Origin of the sequence: Dyella nitratireducens (assembly GCF_014642835.1) — a bacterium.
In the GTDB taxonomy this organism is placed as follows: Bacteria; Pseudomonadota; Gammaproteobacteria; order Xanthomonadales; family Rhodanobacteraceae; genus Dyella_B; species Dyella_B nitratireducens.
This window is the reverse complement of sequence record NZ_BMJA01000001.1, coordinates 1,681,837-1,700,546: the sequence shown is the minus strand read 5'-3', so window position 1 is coordinate 1,700,546 and position 18,710 is coordinate 1,681,837. Positions and strand designations below refer to the sequence as shown.

Sequence of the window (18,710 nt, the reverse complement as noted above, 5' to 3'; positions counted from 1 at the left end):
TCGTTTTGAACGGAGCGCGCCGGAGAATAGGTTTGACTGCGATGCATTGCGTCCGGCGGATTCCCACGGATTGGACGTCGACGATGTTGGAAGAGACGGTGTGGGACTGACGGGTGTCTGGCTGGGTGATGGCGCGGATTCAGACGTCTCCAGGGACGGCGGGGCATAGGGCGTTGCTGAGGGAATAGTGGTGCTCATGATCCGGTCCAGCAGGCAGGGTGGGATGGGCCTGTCGAACATAACGGCCCGCTCGGTGCGCCGGTGGTAACGCGATATCGGTACAAACAGTCGATGACAAACAGTTGATGACGAAGCCTTGCAGGAAACATCGGTCGGCTACCCGCGGCTGCAACGATGACACGCCTCATGAATAACCATTGCTCATAGCCGGAACTCCGTCATAAAGCCGGCACACGGGAGGGAATTGATGCAATCCACACAAACCGAAGAAACAAAGCATGCTTGCAAGCCAGAGAGCAGGTGACGGTAGTTGGCTCAATCTGTTTCAAAAATGCCCGATAAAATGACCGAAAATGGCTTAATCAAGGTCATCGTCTATATCAAGGTTGTTTACTGGCATTCCCTGAAGATTCCCGGTGAGCGATATAAGCGTCCACATCCATGCTGCCGATGTCGTCCTGCAGGATGAAGGGATTGTCTTCTCCGTCACCATAAAGGTTACGCCCCTCTATTTCGGCATCCCGGTAATATTGATAACCCGCTATGTCCACGGTGCTGCCGCGGTCGAACCGATGCTCGCCGTTAATATCCGTATACAAACGAGCCTCGGTCTCAAGAGCCATGCGCTCTTCATAACCCTGCGTGTCAGGCACGCCACCTCGATCAAAGGGATAGGAAATGCCATCTTCGGTATAGTTGAGGGCAGCTTGTTCCTTTAGAAATTGTTGGTCATGCTGCCCCATGAATCGGAGGTAGCGATTCACGTCTCCGCTGTTATCCGCGCGGCGAAAGGGTCGCTCGCCGAGCCCGTCCGTAAAGTTGCGCGCCCGGGTTTCATTCGCCTTATATTCTCGGTAGCCATCCACGTCCGGCTCGCGACCGCGCATGAATTTCTGATTACCTCTTACGTAGTTATCATTGAAGATATAGCGCTCATCCCAGCGGTATTGTCCGTAAGCACGCATGTCCACGCTGTTATCGTGTCGAACGAATCGAGGGTTACCTTTGTCATCCAGAACCTTGCGTGCGTCTTGCATGTAAGCAGGCTCGGATGAGGCGGCTGCCTGGGGTTGTTCCACCCGGATATTGCCAGTATTGCGTTGTATGGATTCAAGTTCCTTGGCTGAGGTTTTTCTGTAGCGCGCATCGTCCGTATCGCCGTTCGATTTGATGAACGGTTGCTCGCCTTGTTCGTTCGTAAACTTACGAGCTTGTTGGAATTTGTTCATTCTGGCTTTGTAATCGTCCACATTTACCATGCCGCCATTGAATTCCGCGCTGTATACGCGCCGGCCCCAGTAATCCCAATAGTTGCTGGCTTGCAATTTCATTTCATTGTCCCGGTAGGCGTCCATGTCTACGCTGCCGTTGTCCTTTACGAACCGAGGACGGCTATGTTCGTCCATGATCGTGCGAGCCCTGGCTTCGTTATTCATGTATCGCTGGTAGGCAGCCCCGTCCCCTCTGCCACTTGCCAGTCGGAACGGGTGGCTGCCATCTTCCCCTGCGAAGTACCAGGCATAGGTCTCGTCTTTCCAGTATTGCCGGAAGCGCTCTAGATCCCAGTGGCTCACGGTTCCATTTGGTCCGGTGGCGTATGGACGACTACCATCTTCAGCTCTGTAGTTGCGAGCGGACTCCATGTCGCGTTGGGTAAGAGTTTGTGCTCCTTGATTTGAAGAAGTGGATGGTCGAGCTTGCGAAGAGGTGGAGGGTTGAGGCGGATCATCCGCGCCTCCTTTAAGCCCCGGCGAACCCTGCAGGAATTGCTCGACACCCCCCTTGCCATCCAGCTTGACCGGCACACCACCGGTAACATGGTTAGGCCAGCGAGGGTCCACTATAATCCGGTTTTCTCCTTGTCCTGGTGCGAGCTGATAGGCGGCTTTTTCGTGGATCACAAACTCCCGATCGTCACCGCCCAGCGTTGTAGCGCCAGGCAATTGATAAACTCCCCGCTCCTTGTTCAGCGCCAGCTTCCCGGGATCGACCTCGGCCTTTAGCGACGACAGGTTGGATGGCGCGACGCCACTTGGAGGATGGTTGATGTGCTCAAGCTCGTCGATCACGCCGAGGTTGCCATCACCCGTTGCCATGGCGGCGCCTTTCGACGCTTCACTCGCCGCGCCTTCTGCCACACCTTCTGCACCGCCGCGTCCTGCCGCGGTTGCCGCTGTTTCCGCAGCGCCCGCCACTTCTTCGCTCCCTTCACCAGCAAGTCTTCCCAAGGTATTGCGGACACCTTGACCCACTGCACCCACACCTTCGAGACCTATCGGCAGGGTTGACAAAATAAGCAGCCCGGCACCACCCCATTTCTCAAACGTCGCACGGCTGATATCCGTGTTCGACTTGATGCCATCCCAGGCATCCTGACTGTCATTGTCGTGCGAGGCCTTGGTCAATTCGCCAAACGGATCGTGCGTGATATCGCGCTCTTTCCCATGCATCAACTGAAGGTAGTTACCGTGCGACCGCCTAAACACTGCATCGGGCGTGGCGTTTTGCATATCCTTGATCGCCAGCGGGTTCTCCATCGACGGATCACCCAGTAGCGAACGGTATTTGGAGACGAACTCCCTCGCCTCCTGGCGGGAGCGGCCGTGCTTGCGAACCGACTCTATCGCATCCAGGGCGTTGTCAAAGGCTTGGTACGGTTGTTTTTCCTTCGGTAAATAGGTGAAGTTCTCGCCGGAATCGAGCTCTATGCGCATGCCACCGGCGAGCGTGAAGTCGAAGGCGAAACGCCCACTTCCCCCCGTCGTGTTGTCGCCCATGCTAAGCGTATAGATCTTGCCCCCCTTGCCCGTTTCCAACACCGTTTTGAGGCCTTTGTAGCGGTCCTCGGACAACTGGCCGGTACGATGTTGAACTTCCAGTTGGGTCAATGCCCGCTGCTTGGCCCACTCGGGGGCGTCGACTTTATGGACGTCGTAAAACTGGTCGATGTCCTTTGCGAGATCGACCTTGAAGTTCACGTTGCCCTTCGTTTGATAGAGCTTTTCGGGATCCAGGACGCTCTTTGCGTCGTCGTACTTTTTGCCCCGGTCACTGGCGTCGATAATTTTGTACTCTCGCCGGTTGGCGCTGTAATCGTTGCCGATCAAGCTGCTATTGGGCATGTTGTTCTGGAGCACCTCCCATAGCGGTATCGTTACGGCCGGCGCGCCTTCCTGATCCAAGGCCGGATTATTGCCGGACGGATGGCCGTGCGGATCTTTGCCATAGCGGACCAGATACAGTTGGGTGACGTCATGATCGGAGCCATAGGTTTCGTCCACCCATTTCTGCATCCGTGCGCGGGCCTGCGTGGGGAGAAAGGGATAGGCTTTGAGCAAGGACGTATGCTGATGCTTGATCTCCGTGTTCTGTTGCACCAACTGCTGTTGCTGTGCAGGGGGCAGCTGCTGGAGTTTTTGGGCTGCTGGGGAGAGGGACTGTGGCGCTGCAAGGGTGTTGGTGCTGTTGGTCGAAGTGCCACTGGCGCTAGTGTCTTGGGTGTTAGTGCTGGTTTTAGCGGCGCGGGTACTTGTGTCTGCCGAGCGTGGTGCGCGGGGAGAGGTATTCGGCGGCGACAGAGTACGAGTATCGGGTTGAAATGGATTCTCTGAGTGAGGCTGGGCAGAGAATAGGTTTGACTGCGATGCACTGCGTCTGGCGAATTCCCACGGATTGGACGTCGACGATACCGGAAGAGACGGTGTGGGACTGATGGATGCCTGGCTGGGTGATGGCGCGGATTCGGATGTATCGAGGGACGGCTTGGCATAGGGCGTCGCGGTGGGGATGGTCGTGGTCATGATCCGGTCCAGCAGGCAAGGTGGGATGGGCCCGTTGAACATAACGGCCCGCTCGGTGCGCCGGTGGTAACGCGATATCGGCACAAACAGCTGATGACGAACGGCTGATGACGAAGCTCTGCAAGAAACATCGGCTACCCGCGGCTGCAACGATGGCATGCCTTATGAATAACCATTGCTCGTAGCCGGAACTCCGTCATAAAGCCGGCATCAGGAGGGAATTCATGCAATCCACACTAGACGAAGAAAAATGGCAGGCGTTTTCCGAACGGGTGACCTGGCAGGGACATCCCCATCTCGCCATCGAACCATTCGAACCAACACCCGACGACGTCGCACGTCTTAACGAACGCAACCTGCACGTGCTCCGGACGCTCGCCTCGCTGGACGAGCGCAGGGTCGAGAATGCGGGTGACGACGACAACCCGGTGATGCAGGAATTGCAGCGGATGGACAGCAAGCTGAATGTCCTGCTGGATATCGTCGACCGCCTGCTGCTGCCCGCCACCTTGTTGCCGCCCCGTCAGCCGGTGAGCTTTAACGCGGTGGGCTTGGTGGTGCCGGCGAGCCTGCTTTCGTCTGACGGACACTTGCTTGTACGCATGCATTTCGAGGCCTGCCGCGCCTTGCCGCTGGAGCTGCCGGTGCAGCGTGGGAAAGCGATCGGCAATGACAACGTTTTCCTTTGCTTTCGCGAATTGAGCGAAACGGTCGAGGATGGGTTGGAACGTTTCGTTTTTTGTCACCACAGACGCAAAGTGGCTGAAGCGCGCCTGTCAGGCGTGCCGGAAAATGTGCCAGGGCACAAGCACAGAGTGTGATGGTTATCACGCGGCAGAACATCCGCCCATGCCGGATTCCCGCCGTGACAGCGCAAGTAGTGACGCGCGCCGGCACATGAACCATCGGTATTACCTGTCTGACAAATTGCTCTAAACCGTTGAAGTAAACGGTTTCTTTAGCAAATCACGAATGTGAATGCGTCGAGGTACGGTGCGCGAATTCCGTCACGTCGTAAACCGGAAGTACCTCACAGGCCAGTTTGCTGCGAAATTTTTGGCGTTCTTCTTGCTGGATTGGCACACGTGTCACGACGGATAGCTGACACGCAGGGGACAACACGAATGGAACCCATAGCGTTGTTGTTCAACTCATCAGCAGTCGCAGTAACGCAGCAGGACTCGTGCTCATGCCAAATAGCAACGTACTTATCATCGAATCCAATGGAACACGCGCCGACATCATCACGTCGGCCATGCAGTTCATGGGGTTTTTTCCGCAGCGCTGGGACGCATCGCTGCCGATTGATTCGATCACGCACGAATGGCGAGCGGTATACATAGGCGGGATTGAAGACGAAGCACTGTGCGAACAATTGCTGGCCTCGCTCGAGGTGCCGGCGGACCAGCTGCTGGTGCTGGTCGGATCTGATTCGCCGCAACTGGAACGGCTGACCAAGATCGGCTCGCCCTATGCGGCACAAATTGAAGTGTTGGATTTTCCGCTGCGCTACGAGCGCCTGGCCGAAGCCGTGCGCCGTGCGCCGACCGTGCGTGTCAGCAGCAATCCGGCACCATTGCGCCTGGTCGGCAGCTCCCTCGCCATGGGTCGCGTCAACGCGCTGATCCGCCAGGTGTCGCCGTTCGATTCCAGCGTGCTGGTGCTGGGCGAATCCGGCACCGGTAAAGAAATGGTGGCGCGTGCCATCCACGATTGCTCCCCGCGCCGCGACAAACCGTTCGTGGCGATCAACTGCGGCGCCATTCCGGCCGAACTTCTGGAAAGCGAACTGTTCGGCCACGAAAAGGGCGCGTTCACCGGCGCCATCAGCACGCGCAAAGGCCGTTTTGAAATGGCCGAAGGCGGCACCTTGTTCCTGGACGAAATCGGCGACATGAGTTTGCCGATGCAGGTAAAGCTGCTGCGCGTGCTGCAAGAGCGCATGTACGAGCGCGTCGGCAGCAACCGCACCCAACGCTGCGACGTGCGCATCATCGCCGCTACCCACCGCAACCTTGAAGTATCCACGTCGGAAGGCCGCTTCCGCGAAGACCTCTATTACCGCCTCAGCGTGTTCCCGCTGGAAATGCCGCCGCTGCGCGAGCGTCTGGAGGACATGCCGGAGCTGATCGCCGAATTCAACCAGCGTCTGCAACGCCGTGGCCTGCAGAGCGTGCGCTTCAGTGGCAGTGCGCTGCAGGCGCTGCGCCAGCACACCTGGCCGGGCAACGTGCGTGAGCTGTCCAACCTGGTCGAACGCCTCGCCATTCTCTATCCGAACGGCGAAGTACGTGCCAGCGATCTGCCGGAAAAATACCGCGGCGTGCAGCCGATCGATGAAACCGGTGGCAGCGTGGTGCGTGCGATGCTCGACGGCCAGGCCAAACCCGCGACGACACAACATCGCAGCTTGATGGATACCGACGTGCTGCTGCCCGAAGGCGGCGTGGATCTGAAAGATCACCTGGCCGACATCGAAGTGGGGCTGATCCGTCAAGCACTCGACATCACCGACGGCGTCGTGGCACATGCGGCAAAGTTGTTGCGCATGCAGCGCACGACGTTGGTGGAAAAACTGCGCAAATACGGCCTGCAAGCCGCTTGTCGCGGCAACGATGCCTCGCCGGAAAACAGTGGCACGGCCGTTGCTTGATAGCACTCTAGTACCCGCTCAAGCGCTGGAAAACCGACATGAGTCAGATTGACGTCAATAGTGTGCTTTCGCAGATGCGTGCACTTGGCTCGATGGCAGCAGGTGCGATGCCGGCCACTTCGTTGCCTGCTGCATCGAATGGAGCTGGCGTGGATTTCGGCACGCTGTTCAAGCAGTCCATCGGTTCGGTGGCCGCGCAACAGAATGAAGCGCAGCAACAGGTCAGTGCATTCGAGCGCGGGGATCCTGGTGCCGACATCGTGAAGACGTCGATCGCGGGACAGAAAGCGGATCTCGCGTTCCGCGGCCTGGTGGAAGTACGCAACAAGCTGGTGGACGCCTATACCACCATCATGAACATGCCGGTTTGACATCCTGCTCCCTCTCCCCTTCGGGGAGAGGGCTGGGGTGAGGGGAAATCTTGCGAGATAGCTGCGAATACAAGACACACATGCAACAGTTCATCGCAGTTTTCATCGTTGTGGCAAGAGCAGCCCCTCACCCCAACCCTCTCCCCGGAGGGGAGAGGGAGTAACCGCGTAACTCGCATTCTTTTCACTGATTACCCATGGCCGACAACATTCCTGCCACCGCCAACGCGCGCCAAGACCAGCTGAAAACACTGCTGCGCAATCCAACGACACGCCTGCTGATGTTGCTGGTCGGTGTCGCCATGGCCGTGGCCCTGGGTGTGGGTATCGTGTTGTGGTCGCGCGGTCCCAATTACGCCTTGCTGTATGCAGGGCTTGATCCGAAAGATGCTGCTGCGGTGACGCAGGCTTTGCAGACCAGCAACACGCCATTCCGCCTCGGCGCAGATGGTGCGTCCATCTCGGTACCGGCCGACGTGCTGGCGGATACGCGTCTGAAACTTGCTGCGCAGGGTCTGCCGCAAGGCAGTACCGCCGGTGCGACGATGCCGCAGAGCGATTCGCCGTTCGGCATGAGCGATCTGGCCGAAAGCACGCGCTATCGCGAAATGCTGGAGACGGATCTGGGCAACACCATCGCCGGCTTGCAGTTCGTGCGTGCGGCGCGTGTGCATCTGGCCTTGCCGAAGCCTTCCGCCTTTATCCGCGACAATCATCCGGCCAGCGCATCGGTGCTGCTCACGCTGTATCCCGGCCGCCAGCTCGATAGCAGCCAGGTGCAGGCAATCGTGCACCTGGTGTCCTCGAGCGTGCCGGATCTGGATCCTTCGCAAGTCTCCGTGGTGGATCAGCAGGGCACGCTGCTCACCGGTTCTGATCCCAACAGCCCTGGCGCCGTGGGCGATGCACACATGCGTCTCGTCACGCGCATGGAAAACAGCTACGCCCAGCGCATCGAAACATTGCTGACGCCGCTGGTCGGCCCAGGCCGCGTGCGCGCGCAAGTCGACGTGGCGCTCGATTTCAGCGAGACCGAGAAAGCCAGCGAAAGCTACGACGGCGACAAGCCCGCGCTGCGCAGCGAGCAAACCAGCAGCGATACGAAGCACGACGACAACAGCGGCCAGATAGCGGGCGCACTCAGCAATCAGCCACCGAACACCGTCGCGCAGCCCACGGCTGCCAAGCCCAATGCCGGCACACCGCCGGCTGCGAATGCCGCAGCGAGCAATACCACCAACGCGACGCCGACCGATACGTCGTCAAGTGCGACACGCAACTATGAACTCGGCCGCACCATCAGCCATGTCACCGACCCGGCCGGCCGGATGACGCGATTGACGGTCGCCGTGGTGGTCGACAACAAACCGGCACTGGACGGCAAGGGCAAGAGTATTCCGCTCACCGCGCAGGAACTGCAGCATCTCACCGATCTCACCAAGAACGCCGTGGGCTACGACCAGCAGCGCGGCGACAGCGTCACCGTGATCAATCAGGCGTTCTCCGATGATGCAGCGGCCAGCGATACGGCACCGGCGGCACAACCGTTCTGGATGCGTCCCGGCATGCTGGACCTGATCAAGCAAGGCGCCGGCATTCTTATCGCCGTGCTGATTGCCTTCGGCTTGCTGCGTCCGCTGCTCAAAGGATTGTTGCGCGGACCGGAACCGGTGCCTGCTTTGGCTGGACCGATCCCCACGGTTTCCGTGCGCATTGCCGATGACGACCGCGACGAGCGCAACGATCCCGTGCGCATTACCTCGCCGCAGATCCAGAACATGGCGTACGAGCAGAAGATCGGGCTGGCACGCAAGCTGGTGCAGGAGAACTCCAAGCAGGTCGCGCAAGTCGTGATGAATTGGGTGGGTGAGGATGGCAGCTGAGCACAACAACGCGGTCAACGGCGCACAGCGCGCTGCGATCCTGCTGCTGACCCTGGGCGAACAAGATGCCGCCGAGGTGCTCAAGCATTTGAGCGCGCGCGACGTGCAGGCGGTCGGCACCGCCATGGCCACGCTCAGCAACATCTCGCGCGATCAGGTCGAGCACGTGCTCAATCGCCTCAACGACGACATCGGCCGCCAGACGGCGCTCGGCGTCGGCACCGAGGAATACATACGCAAGGTGCTGGTCAGTGCGCTGGGCGAAACCAAGGCCGGCAGCCTGATCGACCGCATTTTGCTGGGCCGCTCCACCAAGGGCCTGGAATCGTTGAAGTGGATGGAAAGCCGCGCCATTGCCGAGATGATCGGCATGGAGCATCCGCAGATCATCGCGCTGGTGCTGGCGCATCTGGAGCCGGACCAGGCCGCCGAAGTGATCGGCTATTTGCCGCAGCGCGTGCGCAGTGACGCCGTGATGCGCATCGCCAACCTCGACGGCGTGCAACCGCAAGCGTTGAACGAACTGGACGAGATCATGGAGCGCCAGTTCTCCGGCACGTCCACCAAGTTGAAGTCGGCTACCGTGGGTGGTTTGAAGGCCGCCGCCGACATTCTCAACGCGATGGAAACTTCGCGCGAAGCCGAACTGATGAGCGCGATCCGCGGCCACGACGCCGGCCTCAGTACCAAGATCGAAGAACTGATGTTCGTGTTCGACGACCTGGCCGATATCGACGACCGCAGCATGCAGACCTTGCTGCGCGAAGTACCGTCCGCGCGCTTGATCGTCGCGCTGAAGGGCTCGGAACCGTCAGTGCGCGAAAAGATTTTCGCCAATATGTCCAAGCGTGCCGCTGACATGCTGCGCGATGATCTGGAAGTGAAGGGCCCTGTGAAGCTCAGCGAAGTCGATGCCGCGCAGAAAGAAGTGCTGCAGATGGCGCGCAAGTTGGCGGATGCGGGGCAGATCAGTCTGTCGGCTGGCGGCGATGAGTTTGTGTGATGGGCAATTTGTTCTTGTCAGGAAGCGATGCATCGACTCCCTCCCCTACGTGCAGTAGGGGAGGGGCGGGGTGGGGTGAAGTCTCCATCCTTGCGGCAGGTCCAAGCTGTGCGGCAAGCGCGTGCAACCCCACCCCAACCCTCCCCTGCACGCAGGGGAGGGAGCTGTTGCGCGAGGTGTCTTAATGGGCGGCATCCTTTCCCGCGAAACCGTCGCCGGCTTCGACCGCTGGGAACCGCCTTCGGTCGGCGCTGACCACGCCGCCGCCGAACCTGCCGCACCGCCCGGTCCCACCGTCTACGAACTGGAAGAAATCGAACGCCAGGCACGCGAAGAAGGCTATGCCGCGGGCCTGGCCGAAGGGCGCGCGGCGGCAAAGAAAGAACTCGACGACCGTCTCGTTCGCCTCGACGCCATCTGCACCGCCGCCGCGCGTCCGCTCGCCGAACTGGATGATGCCGTCGAGCGTGAATTGGCGTTGCTCGCGACCGTCATCGCCCGCCGCGTCGTCACGCGCGAATTGCAGCTCGATCCCGCGTTGATCGAACGCGCCGTGCGCGAAGCTGCGGCGGCGTTGCCGTCCGCCACGCGCGAACTGCGCGTATGGGTCAACCCCGGCGACATGGATCTGCTGCGCGAACTTGGCGCGGCCGAGCCGCATTGGCGCTTCGGCGCGAATCCGGCGCTACAGCGTGGCGATTGCGTATTGGAAAGCGAACGCTCGCGGCTCGATGCACGCGTCGCCACACGCCTGGCGGCTGTAGTCGATGCCGTCATCGGCGATGACCTGGACGACGGTGCGGACGAGGTCTCTGCATGAGCGGCGCTGCGCCAGGTCGTGATCAGCGCTGGCGCAAGCAACTCGCGGTGCGCGGACGCTATGCGCAGTCCGCGCAGATGTTGACGGTGGAAGGCCGCCTGCGTCGCGTGGTCGGATTGACCTTGGAAGCCGAAGGCTGCGAAGCCGCGCTCGGCGCGCGCTGCCTGGTGGATGCCGCCGACGGCAGTGAACTGGATACCGAAGTAGTCGGCTTTGCCGACGAACGCCTGCTGCTGATGCCGGTGACCGAAATGCATGGCGTGCTGCCGAATGCGCGCGTGCGTCCTTGTGCGCGCATGGGCGGTTTGCCGGTCGGCGAGGCTTTGCTGGGCCGCGTGGTGGGCGCGGATGGTTTGCCGCTGGATGGCGAAGGTCCGCTGTACGCGGAGCATCACGCGGAGCTCAAGCGCGAGCCGATCAATCCCATGGCGCGCAAGCCGATCGACATGCCGCTCGACACCGGGGTGTGCGCCATCAACGCCTTGTTGACCGTCGGGCGTGGCCAGCGTATCGGCTTGTTTGCGGGCTCCGGCGTGGGCAAATCCACCTTGCTCGGCATGATGACGCGTTACACCGACGCAGACGTCGTCGTGGTCGGGCTGATCGGCGAACGCGGTCGTGAAGTGAAAGAATTCGTCGAGCAGACGCTGGGGCATGAAGGCCGCGAGCGCGCCGTGATCGTGGCTGCGCCCGCTGACGCGCCGCCCTTGAAGCGCTTGCGCGGTGCGCAGTACGCCACCGCCATTGCGGAATGGTTCCGCGATCGCGGCCAGCGTGTACTGTTGCTGATGGATTCATTGACGCGCTATGCGCAGGCACAGCGTGAGATTGCGCTGGCGATCGGCGAGCCGCCGGCCACCAAGGGTTATCCGCCGTCGGTATTTGCCATGCTGCCCGCACTGGTCGAGCGTGCCGGCAACGATGCCGAAGGACGCGGGTCGATTACCGCGTTCTACACCGTGCTTACCGAAGGCGACGATCATCGCCACGATCCGATTGCCGATGCGGCGCGCGCCATTCTTGACGGCCATATCGTGCTGTCGCGTGATCTCGCCGAAGCGGGCCATTACCCGGCCATCGATATCGAAGCATCGATCAGCCGCGTGATGCCGGCCGTGGTGGCGAAAGAGCAGATGCGAGCCGCGCAACGCTTTCGCCAGATCTACTCCGCCTATCGCCAGCGCCAGGATCTGATTGCGGTGGGTGCGTATCAAAAAGGTTCCGATCCGCAGGTCGACCATGCTATCGCCATGTACCCGCGCCTGACCCGGTTCCTGCAGCAGGAAGTCGATGAGCCGGTCGAGCTGCGCGCGGCGCAGGAACGGCTCGCCTCTATCACAGCAGAGACCTGACTAAGCCATGCCATCGCGTTCGGATCGACTGCAACCCGCCGTGGACCAGGCCCAGCGCCGCCAGAAAGATGCGCTGCAGCGTCTGGCCGATCAGCAGCAGAAACTTGCTCAGGCCGAGCAACAGCTGGAAGAGCTGCAACGCTACCGGCGCGATTACAGCCTCGGCGACGGTGGGCTGACGGTGAGTGCACTGCTCAACCGTCAACAATTCGTCGACCGCATCGACCAGGCCATCGTGCAGCAGGGCAAGTTGATCGAACGCCTGCAACGCCAACTCGACGGCGCGCGCGAACGCTGGCTGCAGGCGCATGCGCGCGAGAACGCCCTCGATAACGTGGTGGAACGTCTGCGCAAGCAGGAAAACCAGCGTGAGCAGCGGCTGGAGCAGGCGGAAGTGGATGAGCGGATGCAGCACCGCGGCCGCCGGGCGGGTCCGCCGTGACGCCGTGTAGGTTGGGGTGCAAACCCCAACATCGCCATGTCTGCGAAACGCCCGACGTTGGGGTTTGCACACCCACCTACGCTGGCCTGTTTCTTGCCTGTTTCATGCTTATTTCTACGACGAGCATCCGAGTATGAGTGCCAGTCCGTTACCCGCCCTTCCGGTTACCCCGACACCCGCGCAGCCGGCGCCGTCGACGGCCAACCGTAACCAGCACAGCGATACGAGCTTCAACTCGCATCTGCGGTCCGCGCAGCAGGCGTCGCAGGACGCCAGCCAGGCTGACTCGCAAAACAATGATCAAGGGCAGAACGGCAACGACGCGCAGAACACCAGCACGCAAGCCAGCAGCGCATCGGACAACACCAGCAAGCCGGGCGCCGATGCCAATGACACGCAGAAGAATGCGGCGAACGACAACGGCCCCGGCATCGATCTCACTGGTGGCGTCGGTACGCTGGCCAGTGCCGTGCTCAGCCTGATCGATCATGCGACCAGTGACACACACGGCGATGCCAAGCCGGCTGCCGACGGTACCGCCAAACCATCCACCGGCACGAAGCGACAAGCGACCGATGCGCAATCATCCGTCACCGCAGGCATCGTGCCGATGCCGCTGCCTGCCATCGCGCCGGTGGCGACAACGACCGGATCGAACACGAATGCATCGCAAGCCGGCAATGCGCTAGTCGGCGGCATCGCCAGCGGCTCATCGTCCAAATCGTCGCTGGATCTCAGGGGCGACGATGGTCTTTCAGCCAGTGACTCAAGCGCGTCGGGAACGAATGGGTCTGCAGATACCAGCAGCGTGACGCAAGGCATCACCGACAACACGCAAGCCCTCGCCGGCAGTTTGGCCTCGGCCGGTCATGCTGCGCTTCCAGCAGCCACGGCCTTCACCGCGGACAATACGTCGCCTGGCAGCACCGCCGATATCACCGCGCTCGGCAATCTCACGGCCACTGCACCGGCATTACCCTCAGGCACGACCGGTACGCACAGCTTGACGGCAAATGCTCCCGTCGGTTCTTCCGGTTTCGCCAAGGAGCTCGGCCAGCAGATCACCTGGCTTAGCGGCCAGGATGTGAAGCAGGCGCAGATTCGCCTCAACCCGCAGAACCTCGGTCCGCTCGATGTGAAAGTCAGCGTGGAACACGGCCGCGTGGACGTGAGCTTCGTGACGCAACATCCGGATACCACCGCAGCCGTGCAACAGAGCCTTGGCCAGCTCCACCAGATGCTGGGCGGGCAGGGTTTGTCGCTCGGGCACGCTACCGTGGGGCAGCATGGGCAGCAGCAGTTTGCGGGACAGCAGGGGCAGCAGGCGCAAGCAACGGGTAACGCCGGCGACGATGTTGCGGATACGCCGATTGCGACGGCTGCGCGTGTTGCCATCGGTTTGGTTGACGCGTTCGCCTGAGCTGTAGGCGAAGTGTCGTTCGCCGCGAAAAATCAGTCTTGCCTCGACGTCATTCCGGCGAAGGCCGGAATCCATGCGCTGTACTTGCCATGGATTCCGGCCTTCGCCGGAATGACGATTCGCTCTGAAACAGCATTAGCGCGAATTTTGATTCTTGCCGGAATGGCGGCCGTAAAGGATTACCGCGAGCGCATCAAATTCGACCTTCGCGCGCACTGACGAAATCACCACTCCGCGCCACCGACTACATCCCGACACGCGTCAATAAAACGCCGTCCCGCGTCTTCACAAATCCCACAAACCGCGCCACTACGCGCTTTTAAACCGTGGCACGCCGCTTGCTAAAACCCCTGTAGCCAAGCCCGCTTCGCTTTCGAAGCGCGGCATCACGTCTTGTATGGAATGGGGTTGTTCATGGCTAACGCCGAAGATATGGAAGATGAAGTCTCTGTCGCGCCGCCGAAGAAGAAAGGCGGTCGCGGGATGATGTTTGCCGGCATCGCGGCGCTGCTGCTGCTCGGCGGTGGCGGATACCTGTACACGCGTGGTCACGGCGCGCAAGCCGCGGTCACGCCGCCCAAGGCGCCAGAATTGTTCCTGCCGCTGGATCCCGCCTTCGTGGTGAATTTCCAGGATCAGGACGCCACGCGTTATCTGCAGGTCGGTGTGACCGTGATGACGCATGATCCGGCTGCCGTGCAGGCCATGAAGGACAGCGATCCGGTCATCCGCAATGCGCTGGTGATGTTGTTCAGCAGCCAGACCTACGTGGGGCTGAGCGACATCAACGGCAAGAAAAAGCTGCAGGCCGAGGCGCTGGATGCCGTGCGCAAGATCGTGGCCGACAAGATCGGCAAGCCGGATGTGGACGCCATTTATTTCACCAGTTTCGTGATGCAGTAAGGGGACTGCGCCGATGAGCGACCTGCTTACCCAAGAAGAAATCGACGCCCTGCTCAACGGCGTCGACGGTGGCCAGATCGAAACCGAAAGCGACATGCCGCCGCCGGCGGGCACGGTGCTGGATTTCGACTTCACCCAGCAGGACCGCATCGTGCGTGGCCGCCTGCCCACGCTGGAAATGATCAACGACCGTTTCGCGCGCTTCTTCCGCACCCAGCTGTTCGGCGTGCTGCGCAAGACCTGCGAGGTGTCGGTGCTCGGCGTGAAGATGCAGAAGTTCAGCGAATACGTGCACGGCTTGAACGTGCCGAGCAATCTCAACCTGATCAAGGTGAAGCCGCTGCGTGGCACCGCCCTGGCGGTGATGGAGCCGCGGCTGGTGTTCACCGTGATCGACAATTTCTTTGGCGGCGACGGGCGTTATCACGCGCGCATCGAAGGCCGCGATTTCACGCCGACCGAAAACCGCGTCATCCAGATTCTGCTCGCCGAGGTCTTCGTTGCGATGACCGAGGCGTGGGCACCGGCGATGCAGGTGCAGTTCGAATTCATCAATTCGGAAATCAATCCGCAGTTCGCCAATATCGTCAGCCCCACCGAAACGGTAGTGGTGTCGCGCTTTCATGTGGAACTCGATGGCGGTGGCGGCGAAGTGCATCTCACCTTGCCTTACGCGATGGTGGAGCCGATCCGCACCATGCTCGATGCCGGCGTGCAGAGCGACCGCATGGGTGAACGCGACGAACGCTGGATCCATTGCCTGCACGATGAAGTGATGGATGCCGAGGTCGAGCTCACTTCGCTGCTGCTGGAAACCGAGGTCAGCATCGGCGAATTCCTCAGCCTGCGCATCGGCGACGTGATTCCGATCAGCCTGCCTGACGTCACGACCGTGTTTGCGGAAGACGTACCGATTTTTCGTGGCGAATACGGCCAGACCAATGGCCGCTACGCCGTTCGCTACAAGACCGCGGCGGGGCGCCGCGCGCCGATTCCCAATTTCGACTTTGCTCCGGAAAAAATCGCATGAGCCAGAATTTCGATACCGCACAGGGCCAGAACGGCGAACAGCGCATGGAGTTCGATGCGCTGAATGGCGCGGGTGGCGACAAGTCCGACGTCAGCCTGGACATGATCCTGGATGTGCCGGTGACGTTGGCGATGGAAGTGGGCCGCACGCGCATCAGCATTCGCAACCTGCTGCAGCTCAACCAGGGCTCGGTGGTGGAACTGGATCGCGCGGCGGGTGAGCCGCTGGACGTATTCGTCAACGGCACCCTGGTGGCGCATGGCGAAGTGGTCGTGATCAACGAGAAGTTCGGCATCCGCCTGACCGACGTGATCAGCCCTGCCGAACGGGTGCGCAAACTGAGATGAACATGGCATCGCACCTATTGGCGCGCGCGCCGGTGGCGAGCGTGCCCGATATCAACGTGACCGGCGAATTGATCCGCGTGATGTTGAGCCTGGGCGCGATCGTGGCACTGATCTTCGCGGCAGGCTGGCTCACGCGCCGCCTGCAATCGCGGCAGATCGGCGGCGGACGCCGCCTACGTTGCATCGAGACGATGCCGATCAGCACGCGCGAACGCGTGATGCTGATCGAAGCCGATGGCAAACGCCTGCTGGTGGGCGTGGGTGCCGGAGGTATTCGCACACTGCATGTGTACGAAGGCACGGCGCCGATGGAAGCCGCGCCGGCGCCTGCACCGCTGCCGCCCTTTGCGGAGTTGTTGGGCCGGTTGGGGCGTAAGTCATGAATAGTGCCGCGTTCGATAAGTTCCATGCACCGTCGCCCCGGCGAACGCCGGGGCCCAGTGACTTTTCCGGAGCAAAGACGCTGGGCCCCGGCGTTCGCCGGGGCGACGGGATAGGGAAAATCCTGGTCGGTTTGATGCTGACGCTGCTGTTTGCACTGGTTTCATGCGGAGTGCATGCCGCAACGACCACGTCGACAACGGCGGTTGCGCCGATCGCACCCATTGCACCGATCTCGCAATCAGCCGGCATCCCCGTGCTGACGGTGCAGAATGCCGGCGGCGGCCAGAACTGGAGCCTGTCGTTGCAAGTGGTAGCACTGATGACGGTGCTCACCCTGCTGCCCGCCGTGCTGCTGATGATGACCTCGTTCACGCGCATCATCATCGTGCTGAGTTTTCTGCGCCAGGCACTGTCCACCCAATCCACGCCGCCAAACCAGGTGCTGCTCGGGCTGGCGTTGTTCTTGACCTTCTTCGTGATGTCGCCGGTGCTCAACCGCGCCTACGAGGATGGTGTAAAGCCTTATATGGATCACAAGATCAGCGCGGAGGATGCAATTCCCGCTGCCGCCGCGCCGTTCAAGCATTTCATGCTGGATCAGACGCGCGACGCGGACCTGCAGCTGTTCACGCGCCTGGCCAAGGAACAGCCTTATGCCAGCAAGGACGACGTACCGTTCCGCGTGGCCATGCCGGCCTTCGTCACCAGTGAATTGAAGACCGCGTTCCAGATGGGCTTTCTGCTGTTCATTCCCTTCCTGGTGATCGACGTGGTGGTGGCGAGCGTGTTGATGTCGATGGGCATGGCGATGGTGTCGCCGTCGATCATCTCGCTGCCGTTCAAGATCATGTTGTTCGTGATGGTGGATGGCTGGTCGTTGCTTGTAGGCACCCTGGCGGGGAGTTTCTACACATGAAATCCTGCAATGCGTTCACTTGCCTCATCGTCATTCCGGCGAACGCCGGAATCCAGTCCGGTACGCGTGCGCAGCACACATCACTGGTTTTGAGTGCTTCGCACGACGTATTTAACTGGATTCCGGCGTTCGCCGGAATGACGAGCGGAAATATCCCGGTGGAGTACGTAGCATGACGCCCGAGTGGGTCATTCACTTCGGCCAGCATGCGCTCTACATCGGCATGCTCGTTGCCGCGCCTTTACTGCTTACTGCGTTGCTGGTCGGCCTGCTCGTCGGCGTGATCCAGGCCGCCACGCAGATCCATGAAATGACGCTCAGCTTCATTCCGAAGCTGTTGGCGATGGCGGCGGTGGGGTTGATCGCCGGGCCGTGGATGCTGCGCACGCTGGTGCAGTTCACGCACGACATCATTGTGGGGCTGCCGGAGGCGATCAAGTGACGATCGAGCTGGCCGCGCTGATCCATTGGTTGTCCGGCATGTTCTGGGCACTGGGTCGCGTGGGCGGCTTCTGCATGGCGGCACCGGTCTTCAATGCCACGGTGATGCCGGCGCGCATTCGCGCCGCGCTCATCATCGTGCTCACGCTGGTGCTGGCGCCGTTGGCGCCGACGCAAATGGATCTGCTCAGTGCATCCGGTGTGGCGACGATGGCTATGCAGATGCTGATCGGCGCCGGCATCGGCTTCGTCCTGCAGCTGGTTTTTCAGGCGGTTTCGTATGGCGGTGTTCTGATCGGCCAGAGCATGGGCCTGGGCTTCGCCGAATTGATCAGCCCGATGAGCAACACCAGTGCGCCGGTGCTGGGGCAGTTCTACATGGTGATGGTGAGCATGCTGTTCCTGGCGATGGATGGACATCTGCAAGTGATCGAGCTGCTCGCCGATAGTTTCCGTAGCCTGCCACCTGGCGTGACTGGTATGGATACCCAATCGTTGTGGGTGCTGGTGATGGCCGGCGGCGATCTGTTTTCCGGCGCGTTGCGCGTGGCCTTGCCGGCGATGACGGCGCTGCTGCTGGTGAATATCGGTTTTGCTGCGACCAGCCGTGCATCGCCCGCGATGAATCTCTTCGCGGTAGGTTTTCCGATCAGCATCTGCATGGGCTTCATCGCTTTGTGGCTGGCCATGCGCGGCATGGCCGGCGCGTATTCGGCGCTGCAGTCCGCGGGTTGGGATGTGATGCGGCATCTGGCGGGGCTTTGA

19 protein-coding genes are annotated in these 18,710 nt (G+C 60.9%); 18 read left to right on the top strand and 1 reads right to left on the bottom strand.

Annotation, left to right across the window (positions count from 1 at the left end; translation table 11 throughout):
* Positions 1 to 560 precede the first annotated feature (560 nt).
* A complete protein-coding gene (locus IEX75_RS07770) occupies positions 561 to 3,980 on the bottom strand; it encodes a dermonecrotic toxin domain-containing protein (RefSeq protein WP_188793650.1) in 3,420 nt (1,139 codons plus the stop codon).
* Positions 3,981 to 4,204: 224 nt separating this feature from the next.
* On the opposite strand from IEX75_RS07770, the gene IEX75_RS07765 reads away from it, so the two are divergent.
* The 18 genes from IEX75_RS07765 (at position 4,205) to fliR (ending at position 18,710) form a co-directional block, all read left to right on the top strand.
* Positions 4,205 to 4,801 (top strand): PilZ domain-containing protein, encoded by a 597-nt coding sequence (locus IEX75_RS07765; protein ID WP_188793649.1) that lies wholly within the window; start codon positions 4,205 to 4,207, stop codon positions 4,799 to 4,801.
* Between the two features lie 368 nt (positions 4,802 to 5,169).
* On the top strand, positions 5,170 to 6,633 hold the full coding sequence (locus IEX75_RS07760; RefSeq protein ID WP_188793648.1) for a sigma-54 dependent transcriptional regulator: 1,464 nt from the start codon (positions 5,170 to 5,172) through the stop codon (positions 6,631 to 6,633).
* 38 nt (positions 6,634 to 6,671) lie between these two features.
* Entirely contained in the window at positions 6,672 to 7,004 is a 333-nt protein-coding gene (fliE, locus tag IEX75_RS07755) for a flagellar hook-basal body complex protein FliE (RefSeq protein WP_188793647.1), read from the top strand.
* A gap of 197 nt (positions 7,005 to 7,201) precedes the next feature.
* Entirely contained in the window at positions 7,202 to 8,887 is a 1,686-nt protein-coding gene (gene fliF / locus IEX75_RS07750; protein ID WP_188793646.1) for a flagellar basal-body MS-ring/collar protein FliF, read from the top strand.
* Complete coding sequence (fliG, locus tag IEX75_RS07745) at positions 8,877 to 9,890, top strand: flagellar motor switch protein FliG (protein WP_188793645.1); 1,014 nt, start codon at positions 8,877 to 8,879, stop codon at positions 9,888 to 9,890. Before fliF ends, fliG begins: the two co-directional genes overlap by 11 nt.
* Before the next feature lie 184 nt (positions 9,891 to 10,074).
* Positions 10,075 to 10,710 carry a FliH/SctL family protein gene (locus tag IEX75_RS07740; protein ID WP_188793644.1) on the top strand — a complete coding sequence of 212 codons (636 nt, stop codon included), beginning with the start codon at positions 10,075 to 10,077 and terminating at the stop codon, positions 10,708 to 10,710.
* Complete coding sequence (gene fliI, locus IEX75_RS07735; RefSeq protein WP_188793643.1) at positions 10,707 to 12,062, top strand: flagellar protein export ATPase FliI; 1,356 nt, start codon at positions 10,707 to 10,709, stop codon at positions 12,060 to 12,062. The genes IEX75_RS07740 and fliI overlap by 4 nt, the downstream gene beginning before the upstream one ends.
* Before the next feature lie 7 nt (positions 12,063 to 12,069).
* The gene (fliJ, locus tag IEX75_RS07730; protein ID WP_188793642.1) at positions 12,070 to 12,504 is read left to right on the top strand and encodes a flagellar export protein FliJ; all 435 of its coding nucleotides are present in this window, start codon (positions 12,070 to 12,072) and stop codon (positions 12,502 to 12,504) included.
* 133 nt (positions 12,505 to 12,637) lie between these two features.
* Positions 12,638 to 13,924: a flagellar hook-length control protein FliK gene (locus IEX75_RS07725; protein WP_188793641.1), complete on the top strand. Its 1,287-nt coding sequence runs from the start codon at positions 12,638 to 12,640 to the stop codon at positions 13,922 to 13,924.
* Between the two features lie 12 nt (positions 13,925 to 13,936).
* Positions 13,937 to 14,143: a hypothetical protein gene (locus IEX75_RS07720; RefSeq protein ID WP_188793640.1), complete on the top strand. Its 207-nt coding sequence runs from the start codon at positions 13,937 to 13,939 to the stop codon at positions 14,141 to 14,143.
* 195 nt (positions 14,144 to 14,338) lie between these two features.
* Positions 14,339 to 14,827, top strand: coding sequence for a flagellar basal body-associated FliL family protein (locus IEX75_RS07715; RefSeq protein ID WP_188793639.1), 489 nt, complete (start codon positions 14,339 to 14,341; stop codon positions 14,825 to 14,827).
* Positions 14,828 to 14,840: 13 nt separating this feature from the next.
* Positions 14,841 to 15,857: a flagellar motor switch protein FliM gene (fliM, locus tag IEX75_RS07710; RefSeq protein WP_188793638.1), complete on the top strand. Its 1,017-nt coding sequence runs from the start codon at positions 14,841 to 14,843 to the stop codon at positions 15,855 to 15,857.
* A 44-nt stretch (positions 15,858 to 15,901) separates the two neighbouring features.
* Positions 15,902 to 16,204: a flagellar motor switch protein FliN gene (gene fliN / locus IEX75_RS07705; protein WP_229720770.1), complete on the top strand. Its 303-nt coding sequence runs from the start codon at positions 15,902 to 15,904 to the stop codon at positions 16,202 to 16,204.
* A gap of 2 nt (positions 16,205 to 16,206) precedes the next feature.
* Positions 16,207 to 16,587 carry a flagellar biosynthetic protein FliO gene (gene fliO, locus IEX75_RS07700; RefSeq protein WP_229720692.1) on the top strand — a complete coding sequence of 127 codons (381 nt, stop codon included), beginning with the start codon at positions 16,207 to 16,209 and terminating at the stop codon, positions 16,585 to 16,587.
* Positions 16,588 to 16,721: 134 nt separating this feature from the next.
* Entirely contained in the window at positions 16,722 to 17,504 is a 783-nt protein-coding gene (fliP, locus tag IEX75_RS07695; RefSeq protein WP_188794377.1) for a flagellar type III secretion system pore protein FliP, read from the top strand.
* Positions 17,501 to 17,680 carry a hypothetical protein gene (locus IEX75_RS07690; protein WP_188793635.1) on the top strand — a complete coding sequence of 60 codons (180 nt, stop codon included), beginning with the start codon at positions 17,501 to 17,503 and terminating at the stop codon, positions 17,678 to 17,680. Before fliP ends, IEX75_RS07690 begins: the two co-directional genes overlap by 4 nt.
* A complete protein-coding gene (gene fliQ, locus IEX75_RS07685) occupies positions 17,677 to 17,946 on the top strand; it encodes a flagellar biosynthesis protein FliQ (protein ID WP_188793634.1) in 270 nt (89 codons plus the stop codon). Before IEX75_RS07690 ends, fliQ begins: the two co-directional genes overlap by 4 nt.
* Complete coding sequence (fliR, locus tag IEX75_RS07680) at positions 17,943 to 18,710, top strand: flagellar biosynthetic protein FliR (RefSeq protein WP_229720690.1); 768 nt, start codon at positions 17,943 to 17,945, stop codon at positions 18,708 to 18,710. Before fliQ ends, fliR begins: the two co-directional genes overlap by 4 nt.